Origin of the sequence: Nonomuraea antimicrobica (assembly GCF_039536965.1) — a bacterium.
In the GTDB taxonomy this organism is placed as follows: domain Bacteria; phylum Actinomycetota; class Actinomycetes; order Streptosporangiales; family Streptosporangiaceae; genus Nonomuraea; species Nonomuraea antimicrobica.
The window spans coordinates 13,872-29,865 of the sequence record NZ_BAAAZP010000216.1 but is presented as its reverse complement, the minus strand read 5'-3'; the positions used below and the strand labels follow the sequence as shown (position 1 = coordinate 29,865).

The following is a 15,994-nucleotide window of genomic DNA, read 5'->3' as shown; positions in this document are numbered from 1 at the left end:
CCCCAGGCCCACAGCGCGCCGGCGGCGGCGAGGACGACCGCGGTGAGCAGCGCCGTCACGGCCACGCCCGCCGGGCGGCCCCTGAGGGACGCGGGCAGGCCGCGTACGCGATCCGGCAGCGCCCTGACGAGCGCGGGCAGGTCACGGACCAGGGCCGGGAGCCCGCCGGGATCGGGTTCGTGGTCGGGACCGGCGGCGAGGGCCGGGATGGGGCCCGCCGGGGCGGCGATCTCCTCCAGCCGCCGCCGCGCATCGGCCGCGTCGGGCCGTTCGCCGGGATCGCGCCGCAGCATCGCCGCCAGCACACCGGTCAGAGGGCCGACGTCGAGGTCCAGCGCGACCGTCCCCCGGGCGGCCTCCCGCGCGGCGATGTAGGCGTCGACCGGCTCCCGCGCGGTGGTGTCCGCGTCGACCGGCTCGCGCGCCGCCTGGTCGCCGTCTCGTCGCGGCGGCCTGCCCGCCACCAGCGCGTACACCATGGCGCCGAGCGAGAAGACGTCCGACCTCGGCTCCGGCCGGCCCCGCACCACCTCCGGCGCGGCATAGTCGGGGGTGTAGCTGACTGCGCTGTTCGGCGTGATGGTCTCGGAACCCCCCACCCGGTACGCGGCCCCGAAGTCGGCCAGTTTCGCCGTGCCGTCGGCGGTGACCACCACGTTGCCCGGCTTGATGTCGCAGTGCACGATGCCCTCGGCGTGCAGGGCGGCCAGCGCGCCGGCGATCTGGGCGCCGATCCGTGCCGCCACCTCCGGCGGCAACGGCGGCCGGCCCTCCAGGCTGCCGCCGGGCACGTGCTCCATCACCAGCCACGACGTGGCCCGCCGCCGCCCTCCGCGTACGGCGTGGTAGAGGGTGACCACGTGCGGATGGCTGAACCTCGCCAGTGCCCGCGCCTCAGCCCATAACCGGTCGAACCCGGCCGCCCCGTCGACGGCCATCCGCTTGAGCACGACGTCCCTGCCCAGCTCCAGGTCGCGGGCCAGCCACACCTCGCCGGTCCGCCCTCGGGTCAGGCTCCGCGCCAGCCGGTAACGCCCGTCGACGGTCTCGCCCGGGCGTACCGTGGTCCCCTTCTCCTGTGGTCCCGAACACCGCTGCAGGAAGCGCACATACCGAATCTATCGAGTGAGAGATCGAACACGCAGCGTTTCCCCGGGACCGGTCCCGGCCGGACCCGCACACACTGGGCAGGCCGACCCCGAGCAAAGGTTTCGTGCATCCATGAGTGGAACGCCAAGGAGAATCATGCCCGCCACGATCGCCACCGCCCTGGCGGCGGCCGCGTCCATCGCCCTGGCCCCGGCCGCCGTGTCTCTGACCGCCACCGGAGCGTCCGCGCAGACCGCCCACGCGCTCGCCACGGCCAAGCCGAACCTGCGGGCCTGCTACGACGGCAAGTGCGACCTCACCCTCACCGGGAGCGTCTCGTTCCGGGTCAGCGGTTCCCGCTTCGGCATCACCAGGCTCGCCATCTCCTTCACCGCCGATACCGTGCTCGTCAAGGGCACCGGGCCCGGCGTGGCGTCGCAGGCGATGCTCGGCAAGGGCACGTCGGGGTCGGTCAACCGCATCGGCGTGCAGGTGGTCTCCCTGTCCGCGGGCAAGGCCGTCCTGCGGTTGGCGCCCAAGAGCTGACCGGGGACGGTCGCGGCCGTGTGAGCCGTTCACGGACTTCGTACCGTCCGGTACGATCCGGGCATGCCCGTACCCAAAGGCGCGACCCTCGACCCGGCGCAGACCCGCGCCACCATCCTCGACACCGCCACCCGCCTCCTGTACGAACGCGGGCTCGACGGCATCGGCGTGGCCGAGTTGTGCGCGGCCGTCGGGGCATCCAAGGAGACGCTGTACCGGCACTTCGGCTCCAAGGACGGGCTCGTCCTGGCCGTGCTCGAAGCACGCAGCGACCGGGTGGTGCGGTGGCTGCGCGACGCGGCGGACGCGGCGGGGGAGGACCCGGCCGCGCAACTCGCCGCCGTCTTCGACGCGCTCGGCCGCTGGTACGCCCAGCCCGGCTTCCGTGGCTGCGCGATCGTCAACGCGGCCGTGCAGCGGCACGCGGGCGCTCCCCGGGACGTGGCCGCCCGCCACCTCGCCCGGCACCTCGAACTGCTGACCGGCATCGCCCGCCGGTCCGGCGCGGCCGACCCCGACCGGCTGGGCCGACAGTTCCTGGCCCTGCTGGAGGGCGCCACAGTGCTGGCCGACCACCAGGCCGACCCCGACGCGGCGGCCCTCGCCAAACACGCCGCGCTGACCCTGCTCCGCCAAGAGACCGTCGGCCCGGCCTGACCCCGCCCCTCACTTCAGGACACGCTCAGGGCCGGTCGCCGTCCCGTGGCGCGCGCCCCAGGCCAAGGGTGCGTCACGGGGTCCTTCACACGGTTTTTCGGGTGATCTTCCTAGGCTCGTCCCTGCAAGTCCTGATTTAGGGTGACTTTCGGGGGAAAGGGTGGCACTTGCCCGACAAATCCATTCGGCTCGTCATGCCGATCGTCGTGATCAGCGGGGTCGCCGTCGCCGCCACGGGCGCCGAACTGCTGTACGGGCAGCCCGTCACCCCTCCGGCGGCGGCCGTACCGGCGCGGAGCGCCGCACCGTCACGACCGGCCGCGGACTCGCTCGGCCTCGTACGCGTCGACTACCGCCTCACCCGGCTGCCCCAGCACGCCAGCAACCAGCTCGCCGTCTGGATCGAGGACGCGGATGGCCGGTACGTCCGCACGCTGTTCGCCACCAGCTACACCGCGAACGGCGGCTACGTACGGCGGCCGATGTCGCTGCCCAGGTGGCGGGAGAGCGCCGGCTGGGAGTCCGCCACCGAGGCGGAGATCCAGAGCGCCAGCCGGCCCGCCCAGGACGGCGGCGACCACTCCCTCTACTGGGACGGCACCGACAGGAACGGCCACCCGGTGCCCGAAGGCACCTACGTCTACCGGGTCGAGGGCAACCTGCTGTGGGAGAACCGCGTGCTGTTCACCGGCTCGATCACGCTGGGGGAGGCCGCCGACTCGTCCTCGGCGCGGGTCGAGTACCTGCCCGAGGCCGCGCGCGCCGAGGGGACGATGATCGCGGACGTCCGCGCCTCCTTCAGCCCCGGCGAACCACTGGACCCGGCGCTGGTGACCACCTTCACCCGGGGGTCGTGAGCCGTGCGCGAGCACCTCATGGGGACGCAGGTGATGGTGGCCGGACTCACCCCGGGCGAGGCGGCGACGGTCTTCGCGTGGTTGCGGCGGGTGGAGCGCACGTTCAGCCGCTTCCGTGCGACGAGCGACACGGGGCGGGTCAACGGGGGCGGCGTGGTCGAGGTCTCCGAGCTGTTCCTGACCGCGCTGGGCGAGGCCATCCGGTACGCGGAGGCCACGGACGGGCTCTTCTCGCCGTGGCTGGCGGGGGAGGTGTCCCGAGCGGGCTACACCGTGGACTTCGCCCACCTGGGACGCAGCCCCGCCCCCGACTCCCCGCCCGGTCCCTCGGCCCATCGCTCGGGTGGTGCCGTGGAGGTGGACTTCGGTCGTAGGACCGTGCGGGTCGAGGGCGGGCTCGGCGTGGACCTCGGAGGGTTCGTCAAGGGGTGGAGCGTGCAGAAGGCCGCCGAGGCGCTGCGCTCGCGCGGGGTGCGCCGGGGGCTCATCGACGCGGGCGGGGACCTGGTCTGCTGGCGCGACCCGTCCGACCCGCCGTGGCTGGTGGGCGTGGAGCACCCGCTCGACGCCGGGTCCTCGCTGGTCACCCTGGGACTCCCGGCCGGGCTCGTGGCCGTCGCCACCAGCAGCGTGGCCCGCAGGAGCTGGACCGGCCCGGAGGGGAACCGGCTGCACCATCTCATCGACCCCCGCACCGGGCGGCCGTCCGAGTCCGACTGCGTGCAGGCCACCGTCGTCACCGACGACCTGGGGGCGGCCGAGGTCCACGCCAAGTGCCTGGTCATCCTGGGCACGGAGGAAGGACCGCGCTGGCTGTCCGCCCGCGCCCCGTCCGCCCGCCCGCTGCTGGTGACGCGCGCCGGAACCCTCCTCACCCCCGAGAGGACCAGGGCCGAGCACGGGCTCTCTCCTCACCTCCAGCCCGAGGGGACCGGGGTCGAGCGCGGAGTCCCTCTCCACCCGCACCTCGAAGGGACCGAGGTCGGGGCGGCGGAGGTGGCGGGGTGATGGGGGTGACGGTCGCGCGAGTGTCGCGAGGTGATGGTCGGCGGCGGGAACGGCAACGGCGGGATGGCGGACGGCGGCGGGGGCCGAGGGTGCGGCCGTTACGGATCAGGTGGCTGGCGGTGGCGATCGCCCTGTCCGCCCTCCCGTTCGCCTACCCCCTCCTCAACCCCGACCTGGTGGGCGGCCCCCTCCCCGGTGTGGCGGGCGTGGCCGGGATGCTGGGCGCACTGGCCATGTGGTGGCAGATCCTGCTGGGCGCCCGCCAGGTGTCGCGCCGCCTCAGCGCCGACCGGGGCCGCATCATGGCCGCGCACGCCTGGCTGGGCACTCTTGGCGCGTTCTTCGTGCTGCTCCACCCCCTCCTGGAGATGATCGCCGACCGGCACGGCCTCGCGTACCTCGTGCTGGTCGACTTCACCTGGGTCGAGTCGGCCTACACCTCGCTCGGCCGCCTGGCCCTGATGATGTTCGTGCTGCTCTGGCTGAGCAGCACGCTCCTGCGCGCCGCCACCCGCCACCGCCTCTGGCAGCGGGTGCACTACCTGTCGTATCCGCTCGTCGCCCTGGTCTTCGTGCACGCCCACGGGATCGGTACGTTCCTCGCCGAGCTGCCCTGGCTGCGGGCGTACTGGCTGGGGCTGGCGGCGGGGTTCGGCGGGGTGGCCGTGTGGCGGGTGGCCGGGTCGCTGCGGGCCGCGCGGTACCGGCTGACGGCGTCGGAGCGGTTGCCGGGCGGCGTGACCGTGTACCGGCTGCGCGGGCGCGGCGTCAGGAGCCCGCTGCCCGGCCAGTTCTGCCATCTGCGCGTCGGACTCCTGTCGAGGTCGCACCCCTTCAGCGTGGTACGCGCCGACGACGCCACCGGTGAGCTGGTGTTCGCGGTCAAGGACGCCGGGCCGTTCACCGCCCGCCTGCGCGACCTGCCCGAGGGCGCGACGGTGCTGGTGGACGGCCCGTACGGCACGTTCACCCGGGAGGCCCAGCTCCGCGACCGTCCGGCCGTGCTGGTGGCGTCGGGGATCGGGGTGACCCCGTTCGTGGCGCTGGCCCTGCGGCACCCGGACGCCACCCTCTTCCACGCCGCCCGCCACCCGATCTACGGCCGCGACCTCGTCCGGCGCCTCGGCCCCCGCTACCACCTCGCCCACCCCGACAGGGAACGGCTCACCGCGGCCCGCGTCACCCGCGACGCCCCCGCGGACGCCGCCTACTTCGTGTGCGGCGCCCCAGGCTTCGTGACGCCGATGGTCAGGGAGCTGCGGGCGCGTGGGGTACCGGCGAAGCGGCTGTTCGTCGAGCGCTTCGAGTGGTGAGCCCAGCGTTCAGAATCCAGCTCCGCGCCTCAAACGTGATCAACCAGGACACGCAACCTTGAACGCAAGCGCCGGTCGCGGTGGGAACGACGACCTGTTGATCCACCGCTGGCAGCGGCCGGCGGTGCCGAGCAGACGTGGCCTACACGATGAAAGTGCCGATCACCCCGGTTGCGCTCAGCATGCCGACCACGGTGAGGACGGCGATCGCGACCCCGGCGCTGATCAGCCATCGGCGTCTCGCCGTACCGGGGCTCAGGCTCGACAAGGCGAGCCAGGCCCACAGGAGCCCTTCCACCAGGAACCATGGCTCATTGAACAGGAGATCCTGAAGATCGGCCGTGCGATGGTCGATCGTCTTCCAGAACGGCAGATCCAGTTGCATCACGCCGGCCAGGCTCAGGGCCCGCTGGATGCCGTTGATCAGGGCGTGCATGACGCACCCCACCGTCACCGCCCAGCATATGGCCGGCAGAACGAGTCGCCCGTGGGACCGGCGCCACAACGGCAGCGTCGCCACCGGCAGCACTGCGGCGACCAGCAGGATGCCCGCCCCGAACGCGTTGACCATTCGCCATTGCTGATACGACGCGGGTGTGCCGAACATGCCGACGGTCCCGCCCAGCGCGTAGTAGGCGCGATAACAGGTGTAGAACAGGCCCCACGCACCCAGCACGATGCTGATGCGGACCCGCTTCGCCGCTGCGCCGGGCAGGCCGGTGACCTGCGCTTCTTGCTCCACGACTGCCACGGTTCCCCCGAACGTGTTCTGGACCGGGCGTCAGTATGGCAACGCGCGGCTGAGACAGAGCTGAGAGGCTGAGACGGAGCTGAGAAGTGGCGGACCGGCACCCCTGGAGGAGCCCAGTCGGCAAGGATGGGTGAGCCGAGCGTTTCGACTGGGCAGTCGAGCGTTTCGAAGGTGAGCGGCCGAGCTCCGCCTCCGGTTCGGGGCCGGGCTCACGTCTGCGCGGTCCCGTACGTTGTGATCCATGTCTCAGCGTCCGCCTGCTCCGGGCCGGAACCGGTGCGCATCCCTACGATGATCAACGATCAGCCGGAGGGAAGCGGGTTTCGTTGTCTGGGCAAGAACGCGTGCGGGCCGTACTGGAGAGCAGTCTCGTACAGCGGACGATCATCGCGATCATCGTCGTCAACGCGGTCACCATCGGCTGCGAGACCAGCGCCTACCTGATGGAACGGGTCGGCGGCCTGCTGTACGCGATCGACCGGATCGCCCTGGCGATCTTCACCGCCGAGATCGCGGCCCGCCTGTACGCCTACCGGGGCAGGTTCTTCGCGGACCCGTGGAACTGGTTCGACGCCGTCATCGTGGCCGTCGCGCTCGTCCCGGCCTCAGGGCCCACGTCGGTGCTGCGCGCGCTGCGGATCCTGCGGGCGCTGCGGCTGGTCTCGGCCGTGCCCAGCATGCGCCGCGTGGTCGGCGCGCTGCTGGCCGCCGTGCCCGGCATGGCCTCCATCATCGGCCTGCTGGTACTGATGATCTACATCGCGGCGGTCATCGCGACCAAGCTGTTCGGCGACATCGTGCCCGAGCGCTTCGACGAGCTGCCGCGCTCGCTGTTCACGTTGTTCCAGATCATGACCGGCGACGACTGGGGGAACGTCGCGCAGGAGGTCATGGAGGACAAGCCGTGGGCATGGATCTTCTTCATCGTCTACATCCTGATGTCCACGTTCGTCGCCCTGAACCTCTTCATCGCCGTCGTGGTCAACGCCATGAACGACGTCGAGCCGTCCCGCGCGGAGGCCGCGGCCGGCACGGAGCTGGAGTCGGTCAGGCAGGAACTGGCGGCCGTGAACGCCAAGCTGGACCAACTTCTCATGCGGGAACGGCCACCGGAACTCCGGCCTCAGGCCGATCGTTGACGCGAGCGGCACACCATTGATCTTCGACCGATCTTCGACAGGGAGAAAAGAGCCGTGGTCTTCAAAAGGATGCTGGGTGCGTTCGGCGTCGGCGCGCCTTCGGTGGACACCGTCCTGTCCACGCCGCGCACCCAGCCGGGCGGCACGCTGGAGGGGGAGGTACGGCTCAAGGGCGGCGACTTCGACGCCGAGATCGAGCACGTCACCCTGGGCCTGGTCGCCCGGGTGGAGATCGAGCACGGCGAAGGCGAGTCGGCCGGGCTGGGTGAGTTCTCCCGCGCCCAGGTCTCCGGTCCGTTCACGCTGCGCAAGGGCGAGGAGCGGGTGATCGACTTCCGGATGCCGGTCCCGTGGGAGGCCCCGATCAGCGAGATCGGCGGGCAGCCGCTGACCGGCATGGCCGTGGGCGTACGCACCGAGCTGGCCATCGCCAAGGCCGTCGACAAGGGCGACCTCGACCAGGTGGCGGTCGAGCCGCTGCCGTCGCAGCTCCGGATCCTGGAGGCGTTCCTGCAGCTCGGGTTCGGCTTCAAGGCCGCCGACCTGGAGGCGGGGCAGCTCTACGGGGTGCGGCAGGAGCTGCCGTTCTACCAGGAGATCGAGTTCTACCCGTCCGGGCAGTACGCCGGGCTGGTAGGCGAGGTCGAGGTGACCTTCGTGGCCGATCCGGCGGGGCTGCACGTGGTGCTGGAGGCCGACAAGCGGTCGGGCCGCTACTCCTCCAGCGACGCGATCGGCCGCTTCCACGTCAGCCACGACGACGCCCTGCGCACGGACTGGGCAGGGGAGCTGGGCCGCTGGCTGGACGGCCTGTCCCAGTACGGCCACCAGAGCCACCACTCCGGCCACCACGGCTACGACGACCACGGCCACTACGGCCATCACGAGGGGCACCACGGCCACCACGAGGGTCATCACGGGCACCGCAGCGGTCCTGGCATGGGCATGGTCGTCGCGGCGGGCGCGGCCGGTGTGGTGGGCGGCCTCGTGGCCGGTGAGGTGGTCGAGGAGGTCGTGGAGGAGTTCTTCGAGGACGAGGGCGACGAATGACGACCTCCGTCTGACCCGGAGGGCCCCACGTCCGGGCGGGGCCGACCGCCCGATCCAAGGGCGCTGACGGCCTGAGGGCGGGCTGACGTACGGGCCGGCCGCCCGCTCCACCGGGGAGCGGGCGGTCAGGTGTCGACGGGCAGGCGACGGGCCGCCACGCCCGCCCAGCCGAGCCCCACAGCGGTGATCATCAGAACGCCCGCCGCGCCCAGCCCCGCCGCCACCAGCCCCGCCGCGCCCGGCAGGATGAGCTGTCCGGTGCGGTTGCCGACCAGGCGGAGCGACATCGCGCGCCCGCGCAGCCCCGGCGGCGCCGACTCGGCCAGCCACGACATCGTCATCGGCTGCCCGACTCCCAGCCCGAACCCCAGGACGACCAGCACGCCGGCCAGCAGCCACAACGGCATCGGCAGGGCGGTGGCGAGCATGGCCACCGCCGCCGCGACCGTGCTGGTGACCAGCAGCCGCCGTCGCCCGACCGCGCGCGAGAGGTGTCCGAGGAAGAAGCGCGAGGTCATGGAGGCCAGGCCGCGAACGGTCAGCAGCAGCCCGATCGTGCCGGCGGTGAGCCCGTACTCGGTGCCGAGTGCGGGCAGGTAGACGAGCGTGATGTCCACGGCGGCCAGGACGACGCAGCTCGTGACGAGGGCGTGCGCGAGCCCCGGCCGGCGCAGCAGCGACCGTACGCCGCCGGCCGCGTCCCGGTCCTTCGGCTCCGGGCGCGGGCTGCGGGTGAGCAGCGCCGACAGCACGACGAGCAGCACGGCCAGGCCGCACGACCACAGGAAGATGCGCCCGGTGTCCGGGATGGCCCGCTCCCCGCCGAACGCGGAGATCAGCACCGGCCCTGCGGCCTGTCCCAGGGAGGCGGCGAACGTGTAGCGGCCGAACGCGGTGTCGTGGCCGCCGCGCCGGGTGGTGTTGGCCACCAGCGCCTGCTGGGCGATGACGCAGCCGAGGTGGCCGGTGCCGAGCAGGATCCCGGCCGCGACCAGCCCCGGCGCGGTGTGCCCGAACGCCAGGAACGCGGCCCCGGCGGCGGTGAGCGTGAGGGCGCCGGTGACGGCGATGCGGCGTTCGCCGTACCGGTCGGCGGCGTGCCCGGCGGGCAGCGCCAGCAGCAGCGGCGCGATCGCGAAGCTCGCGCCCAGCACGCCCAGCCAGGCCGGGGGCACGTCCAGCTCGATCGCCCGGTACGACATCGTCGGCCGCAACACGAACGTCACCACCTGCGTGACCGCCGAGTGCGCCAGCAGCACGGCCATCGCGCGTCGCCCGCGCCCCGGCTCAGACATCGGTGGACCGGATCGCTCGACGGCCAACGGGGGGAAGGTCGCCCATTTTCGTCCTGTCTTGCGAGATATGCCCGGTTACGAGCTATAGCAGCGGTGGATCATGGCCGGGCCCGGCCCTCAGGTGTCAGAGGGCTGGTCACACGGCCTTGCAATCGGTCGTCAAGTCTGGAGAAAGCATCGGAAATAGGTTGACTCGCTGCCCGATCGGGCCGACCTCAAGGAGCCGACGTCATCAGCGAGACTGTGCGGAGTGAGCTGCGTATGACCTCCACGCCTCAGCTTTCCCTCTCGATCTCTCCGCACCTCACGGTCCTGGCCATGCTCACCGACGCCCTCGCGGGCCGCCGCCGGGGCCTGCCCGACCGGTGGCGCGAGACCATCGCCTCGCGCGTCGCCCGGCCGGGGCACCAGGCGGTACGACCGTTCGCCGCGCCCGGTCACTCCGTGGCTCCCGACTGCCTCGTCCCCCACGCCCCGGTGGCGGGTGACGTCTCCGTCCAGGAGCAGTTCGGCGCCCTGCGCGAGCTGCCGCCCGGCCGTCTGGCGGCCGACCTGGAGCAGGCGTTCGGCCCCGGGCCGCTGCCCGTCCACTGGCGCTCGGCCGCCGAGCGGCCCGCGGCCTGGCTGCACGGGTACGCGGGCGCGCTCTCCGACATCTGGAACACCGTCGAACCCCTCTGGAAACGTGCCCGTCCCCTGCTGGACCGGGAGATCCGGCGGGTCGGCGTGGCCGCCGTCCGTGGCGGGCCGGAGCTGCTGCTCGGCGCGCTCACCGACCGCATCACCTGCGTCGAGGGCGGCCTGTGCATCGCGGACGTCGAGGCCAGCTCGTACGAGCTGGGCGACCGGAAGATCGTCCTGGTGCCGAGAGCGGCGTCCGGGTGGTGGACCAGCCGTGCTTGGCGATCGCGGTCCGCTTCTCCGACTCGCTGGCGGTGTAGAAGAACCCGCCGTCCTTCGTCACCAGCTCATAGACCTTCGCCCGCTGGGCGGTGACGCGTCACGCGGCCGAATGACAAGGCCATTACCTGATTTCCTCCCGATGAACCGATCAAGACGTCGGCCAAGCTGACAACGCCCCACCAGCCGGCCGATCACTTCGACTAACGTGGAAGGATCAACAGGTCATAGGGGCGCCGATCGGGATGTCGTCGGACGTTGCGGGTGACGGGGTCACGGTGACGCGCGGTCAAGGATGCTGGAGGCGGTGCCGTGGCTTACGGTCCTGACTGGTTCGCGGTGCGGGGCCGCGTCGAGACCCGGCCGTGGGCGGCGGCGGTCGCGGCGGCGTTGCGCGAGGGCTTCGAGGCGTGGCGCGGCCTGCCGATCCCAGGGCCGGAGCGGGAGTCGGCGTGGACGCACCACTACTTCTGCGACGCCGACGGGAGCGCGCTGCGTTTCGACCCGGCCGGCCCCGACCGCCACGCCTGTACGGAATGCGGCGAGGTGTACGCGGGGGAGCCGTGGGACGGGGCCTGGCGGACTATGACCCACAACGCCGTCGCCGCCCAGGCCCAGCGCGCCGCCCTCCTCCTCCACCTCACCCCGCCTCCGGAAACCCGCCACCAGCCCGAGGCGGCGGCGGTCGAGGGCGGGCGGGCGCGGGCCGAGCTGGAGCGGATCCTGGGCACGTACGCGCGCGACTACCTCGCCTACCAGCCGCACGGAAAGGCCGCGGGAACCGGACGGGTGCAACCCCAGTCGCTGGACGAGGCCGTGTGGGCGATCGGCCTCCTGCGCGCCGCCCGCTGGTCGGACGGAGCGCTCTCCCAGGAGACGGACCGCCAGGTGGACCGGATGGCCGAGGCGATCATCGACCTCCTCCGCCCCCAGGTCGGCGCCGTGCACAACATCCACTGCTGGCTCCTGGCCGCCCTCGCCGAGTGCGCGGCCAGGCTCGGCGACACCGGCCTGCTGACCTGGTGCCGCGACTCGGACTACGGCGCGGAGGCCCAGATCAGGCAGGGCTTCCACCCCGAGGGACTCTGGTACGAGATCAACCCGCACTACCACTACTACGCGCTCACCGCCCTGCTGTCCTACGTGGAGGCGACCGGCCCTGGCGGCCTGTCGGAGGAGTCGGCCGCCCGCCTGGCCAGGGCCGTCGCCGCGCCGCCGCTGCTGGCCTACGCCGACGGCCGCTTCCCGGCCTACGGCGACGGCTGGGCCGACTGCTTCGTGTCCGGGTTCGCGCCGCTGGCCGAGGCCGCCTGGACGCTGCTGCCCGCCGCCCGGCCGGACGTGGCGCCGTACCATCGCCCGGCGGGCCCGTCACCGCTGAGCCTCTGGTACGGCGCGAGCGTCCCCGAGACCACCGACCCCTTGCCGCACCGCGCCTCGGTGGCCGCCCTCGTCTTCGGCCCCGACGACATTCAGGAGACGCCGGAGCCCGCCGACGACTCGTTCGTGTGGCCGGGACCCGGCATCGCCCTCCTGCGGTCGCCGGGCGTCCGGCTGACCGTCCGTTCCGGCCCCGACGCCGGCTGGCACGACCACCGCGACAAGCTGGCCGTCGACGTGCGGACCGCCACCGGCTGGTCCAGCCTCGACCTCGGCACCAGCGGCTACGGCGCCGCCTTCACCTCGTGGATGCGCTCGCCGGTCGCGCACAACACGGTCACGGTCGGCGCCCGCCCGCAGCCGCCCCACACCGGCCGCATCGTCGGCTTCTCGCCCCGCCGGGTGACGGCCGAGTCGGCCTGGGACGGGCACGTGCTGCGCCGTACGATCACCGTCCACGACCACGGCTGGACGGACGTCCTCACGCTCACCCTGGCCGGCCCCGACGAGATCGAGTGGGCCTTCCACGGCGACGGCACGTTCACCACGCCGTCCCCGGCCGTCCCCGCCGTGCTGGACGACGCCGACCTCGGCCACACCTGGCTCCGCGACGTGCGCCGCCTCACCGTCCCCGGCGGTCTGCTCCAAGGCACGTGGCACGGCGTCGCGGGCGCGCCGGGTCTCACCCTGACGTTCCCCGAGGGCTTCACCGCCTACGCCGCCGCCGCGCCAGGCAACCCCAACGGCCGCCCCCTCGGCGTCCTCGTCGTCCGTGGCCACGCCGCCGAGGCGAGCTTCCACGCCGAGTTCACCGGCTAGAACGTCACCAGCGGGTCTCCCACGAAGTCGGCGATGAAGTTCACGAAGAAGAAGCCGAAGAACAGGAAGTTGAGCACGAGGATGACGTAGTGCCAGGGGCGCGGGCGGGCCGGCCGCGGCAGCTTGCTGTTGAGATACATCAGCAGGAACGGATAGATCAGCGCCCCCAGGTTCGACATGTTGGCCGACCACTCGACCAGTCCCACGGGCAGCGACTGGAAGATGACGATCGAGATCAGCACCAGCAGCAGGATCATGAACGGGTAGTAGAAGCGCCGCGGGTCGCCCTGGATCAGGGCGCGCAGGCGAGGGCTGGTGGCGTTGGCCGCGTCCGTGGTGACGCGCACCATGGCCTCGAAGATGCCGAGCTGCGTGGAGAACAGGATCAGCACGCCGACCACGAGCGCGACGTAGAAGACGACTCGGCCGTACTCGTCGCCGAGCGCGGTGGCCACGAACGTCGGCACGTTGGCCCGCGTGGGCCGCTCGCCGGACATCGCGACGGCCTGTGCCATGAGCAGCGTGGGCAGCAGCATGCCGAGGATCGCGCCGACGAAGAACACGCCCCACATGTCCACCATGAGCAGCCGGTACCAGCGCCGCCATAGCCCGCGGTTGCGCTCGTCGTCGGGGAAGGTGACCCCGCTGGCCAGCACCTCCGTCCGCTGCCCGCGCAGGCCGGAGAGGTAGCCGACGCGGTGGCCCATGCCGTAGCCCTTGTCGCGGTAGTGGCCCATGACGTACCAGTTCAGGCCCGAGGCCAGCGCGGTGAACCCGGCCAGCGCGCCGAGCTGGGTGGCGGTGATTCCAGCGGGCGGGGCGGCCGGGGTGATGAAGCCGCGGATGCCCTCCCACCACTGGCTGAACGGCACCACGAGCAGGTCGACGGCCAGCAGGGCGAGCAGGACGGAGCCGACCATCACCCAGTTGGCCAGTTCGAGCGTGCGGCTGATGCGGCGGGCGAACGCCGTGATGAGGAACACCAGGATCAGCAGCCCGATGGCCCACAGCCGCGGCTCGACGGCGTCGGCGGCCGGCGGCACGCCGTGGACCAGCGCGTACACGCCCTGTCCCGCCGAGGCGGCCCAGCCGCCCGCGATGAACGAGAAGATCACGATGAGGACGGACAACGGCACCCACAGGCCCCACCCGGGCGGCACGCGGCCCCATCCGACCACGGGCGTCTCGCCGGTCGCGAGGACGTAGCGGCTGCACTCGACGTTGTAGAACGTCTGCAGCAGGGCCGAGACCAGGATGACCCAGCCGACGCCGACGAATCCGTACTGGCCCACGTTCAGCGGGCCCAGCAGCCACTCGCCGCTGCCGATGGAGATGCCGAGGGCGATCAGGCTCGGGCCGACGGCGTACTTGACGAGTTCCTTGGGGCCGATCTTGGAGACCTTGAAGACCTCCTCGGGCGTGGGCAGGTCGGCGACTTCGAGGTCCGGACGGCTGACTCCGAGTGGGTGCGACATGTCAGTGCCTCCTGCCGTTCAGGGTGATCCCGAACCAAGGCCGCTACAAGACCCAATTGCCGCATATCCGGTCATGTGGGCCGCCCGGCCGCCCGGCCGCCCGGCCGCCCGGCCTCGGGGGCGCCCGGTCGCGTCGGTCAGGCGTACTGGAGGTCGGCCTTGACGATGCGGCCGCCCCCGACCGTGAAGTCGTAGTGGGCCCGCCACCCGCCGGAGCCCGCGGGAGCCCAGTGGACCAGCAGCTTCTGGCCGTCCGGCCGGTCCTCGGCGATCGAGACCACGCGCAGCGTGCCGCCGATCACCTCGTTGCCCGCCCACTCCCGGATGGCGTCGTGCCCGCGGATGCTCCGGGAGACGTCGACGATCTCGGCGTCCTGGGCGAAGGAGGCGACGAGGGCTTCCAGGTCGCGTGCGTTGACGGCGTCCACGTACGCCTGCGCCGCGCGGTCCACGCCCTGCACCGCCGCCGCTGTCGCCGTGGTGGTGGTCGCGGGCGGTGGTGGCGGGGTGCCGGACCCTGCGCCGGTGCCCGTGCCCGGTGTCGCGGCAGGTGTCGCGGCCGGTGTGGTGCCGGGCGCCGCGGGAGGTGTTGTGGCCGGTGTCGCGGCCGGGGTGCCGCAGGCCGCCGCCAGCAGGAGCGGGACGCTCACGGCCAGTGCCGCCGCCCACCTCCTGTGAACGGGCGGGGAGGGTCGCAGGGAGGGGTGCGTTCTCATGGCGACGATGATGCGCGCGCCACGCCGCCCGGGTCCAAGACCTGTCGCCATAACCGAAGGCTATGGAGTCGTGCCGAAGTCTGATTACCCTGCGTAATCGACTATCTCCGGCCAGGTGGCGACATAAGCGCGATCACGCCCGTCTACCTCGTCAAGGTGACGAGATGTTCACGCGTGGCGTTACGCGACCTTCCGGGACTGACTACGTACAGTGATGAAGCGTTGTCACATCGTGACTACAGGGGGAGATCATGAAAGGTAAGCTCATAGCGGCCAGTGGTGCGATCGCCACCACCGCCGCACTCATCGCCATGGCCACGCCGGCCACCGCCGAGATTCGCTGCGACCTCAGCATCGCCGACATCTCGCACTCGCTCCGCATCGACCGCTGGGGCGTGTACGCCGGCCGCCGCGACGCCGGGGCGTGCGACGGCCGCCTGAGCGCGGCCAAGGAAGTGCACAAGGCGAAGGAAGAGCAGGCGAAGGAAGAGCAGGCCAAGGAAGAGCAGGTCAAGGAAGAGCACAAGGGCAAGGAAGAGCACCCGACCTGGGACACCGATTCCTGGGGCACCGGCGACTGGAACGGTAGCTGGGACAACGGTCGCTGGGGTAACGGTCACGGTCACGGCAACAGTCGCTGGGGCAGCGACAACGACTGGGACAACGACTGGGACAACGAGGAAGACCGGGACAACGACTGGGACAACGAGCGAGAGTGGGACGGCGACGACGAGGGCGACGAGGGCGACGAGTGGGACGGCGGCCGTGACGGCGGCTGGGACCGCGGTCACCACGAGGGCTGGGGCTGGCCGCGCCACCACCACGGCCACCACCGTCACCACGGCCACCACGGCCACCACGGCCACCACCCTCACCATGGGCATCACGACCACCATGGCCACCATGACCACCATGGTCACGACGGGCATCACGGGCACCACGGCTGGGGATGGAACGACTTCGGCTGGCCCGGCACCTGGATGGACCGCTTCTGACCTG

15 protein-coding genes are annotated in these 15,994 nt (G+C 72.1%); 10 read left to right on the top strand and 5 right to left on the bottom strand.

The genetic code is table 11. From position 1 onward, the window contains the following. Positions 1 to 1,109 (bottom strand): serine/threonine-protein kinase (locus tag ABD844_RS46515; protein ID WP_344894199.1); only part of this gene is annotated, 1,109 nt, incomplete at its 3' end. A gap of 136 nt (positions 1,110 to 1,245) precedes the next feature. Here ABD844_RS46515 and ABD844_RS46510 point away from each other — a divergent pair. The 5 genes from ABD844_RS46510 to ABD844_RS46490 all read left to right on the top strand — a co-directional run bounded on the left by ABD844_RS46510 (position 1,246) and on the right by ABD844_RS46490 (position 5,470). Beyond that, positions 1,246 to 1,635, top strand: coding sequence for a hypothetical protein (locus tag ABD844_RS46510; protein WP_344894196.1), 390 nt, complete (start codon positions 1,246 to 1,248; stop codon positions 1,633 to 1,635). Positions 1,636 to 1,698: 63 nt separating this feature from the next. Further along, positions 1,699 to 2,292 (top strand): TetR/AcrR family transcriptional regulator, encoded by a 594-nt coding sequence (locus tag ABD844_RS46505; protein ID WP_344894194.1) that lies wholly within the window; start codon positions 1,699 to 1,701, stop codon positions 2,290 to 2,292. A gap of 167 nt (positions 2,293 to 2,459) precedes the next feature. Continuing rightward, complete coding sequence (locus tag ABD844_RS46500) at positions 2,460 to 3,149, top strand: DUF2271 domain-containing protein (protein ID WP_344894191.1); 690 nt, start codon at positions 2,460 to 2,462, stop codon at positions 3,147 to 3,149. A 3-nt stretch (positions 3,150 to 3,152) separates the two neighbouring features. Continuing rightward, positions 3,153 to 4,157 carry an FAD:protein FMN transferase gene (locus tag ABD844_RS46495; protein WP_344894188.1) on the top strand — a complete coding sequence of 335 codons (1,005 nt, stop codon included), beginning with the start codon at positions 3,153 to 3,155 and terminating at the stop codon, positions 4,155 to 4,157. 119 nt (positions 4,158 to 4,276) lie between these two features. Continuing rightward, on the top strand, positions 4,277 to 5,470 hold the full coding sequence (locus ABD844_RS46490; RefSeq protein ID WP_344894185.1) for a ferric reductase-like transmembrane domain-containing protein: 1,194 nt from the start codon (positions 4,277 to 4,279) through the stop codon (positions 5,468 to 5,470). Positions 5,471 to 5,612: 142 nt separating this feature from the next. Here the strand turns inward: ABD844_RS46490 and ABD844_RS46485 are convergent, their stop codons facing one another. Further along, positions 5,613 to 6,212, bottom strand: coding sequence for a hypothetical protein (locus tag ABD844_RS46485; RefSeq protein ID WP_344894182.1), 600 nt, complete (start codon positions 6,210 to 6,212; stop codon positions 5,613 to 5,615). Between the two features lie 335 nt (positions 6,213 to 6,547). Between ABD844_RS46485 and ABD844_RS46480 the strand changes: the two genes are divergently transcribed. Both ABD844_RS46480 and ABD844_RS46475 read left to right on the top strand, forming a co-directional pair. Continuing rightward, a complete protein-coding gene (locus ABD844_RS46480; protein WP_344894180.1) occupies positions 6,548 to 7,360 on the top strand; it encodes an ion transporter in 813 nt (270 codons plus the stop codon). Positions 7,361 to 7,414: 54 nt separating this feature from the next. Next, on the top strand, positions 7,415 to 8,410 hold the full coding sequence (locus ABD844_RS46475) for a sporulation protein (protein ID WP_344894178.1): 996 nt from the start codon (positions 7,415 to 7,417) through the stop codon (positions 8,408 to 8,410). A gap of 125 nt (positions 8,411 to 8,535) precedes the next feature. On the opposite strand, the gene ABD844_RS46470 is transcribed toward ABD844_RS46475, so the two are convergent. Further along, positions 8,536 to 9,705, bottom strand: a complete 1,170-nt coding sequence (locus ABD844_RS46470; RefSeq protein WP_344894175.1) for an MFS transporter — start codon at positions 9,703 to 9,705, stop codon at positions 8,536 to 8,538. A 261-nt stretch (positions 9,706 to 9,966) separates the two neighbouring features. On the opposite strand from ABD844_RS46470, the gene ABD844_RS46465 reads away from it, so the two are divergent. Together ABD844_RS46465 and ABD844_RS46460 are read left to right on the top strand one after the other, a co-directional pair. Then, positions 9,967 to 10,701, top strand: a complete 735-nt coding sequence (locus ABD844_RS46465; protein ID WP_344894172.1) for a hypothetical protein — start codon at positions 9,967 to 9,969, stop codon at positions 10,699 to 10,701. 216 nt (positions 10,702 to 10,917) lie between these two features. Then, positions 10,918 to 12,804 carry a heparinase II/III domain-containing protein gene (locus ABD844_RS46460; RefSeq protein ID WP_344894169.1) on the top strand — a complete coding sequence of 629 codons (1,887 nt, stop codon included), beginning with the start codon at positions 10,918 to 10,920 and terminating at the stop codon, positions 12,802 to 12,804. Here the strand turns inward: ABD844_RS46460 and ABD844_RS46455 are convergent. Together ABD844_RS46455 and ABD844_RS46450 are read right to left on the bottom strand one after the other, a co-directional pair. Further along, positions 12,801 to 14,279: an Nramp family divalent metal transporter gene (locus tag ABD844_RS46455; RefSeq protein ID WP_344894166.1), complete on the bottom strand. Its 1,479-nt coding sequence runs from the start codon at positions 14,277 to 14,279 to the stop codon at positions 12,801 to 12,803. The genes ABD844_RS46460 and ABD844_RS46455 overlap by 4 nt on opposite strands. A gap of 137 nt (positions 14,280 to 14,416) precedes the next feature. Then, positions 14,417 to 14,995, bottom strand: a complete 579-nt coding sequence (locus ABD844_RS46450) for a nuclear transport factor 2 family protein (protein WP_344894163.1) — start codon at positions 14,993 to 14,995, stop codon at positions 14,417 to 14,419. 251 nt (positions 14,996 to 15,246) lie between these two features. Between ABD844_RS46450 and ABD844_RS46445 the strand changes: the two genes are divergently transcribed. Then, on the top strand, positions 15,247 to 15,990 hold the full coding sequence (locus tag ABD844_RS46445; RefSeq protein ID WP_344894160.1) for a hypothetical protein: 744 nt from the start codon (positions 15,247 to 15,249) through the stop codon (positions 15,988 to 15,990). The last annotated feature ends 4 nt before the right edge of the window (positions 15,991 to 15,994 follow it).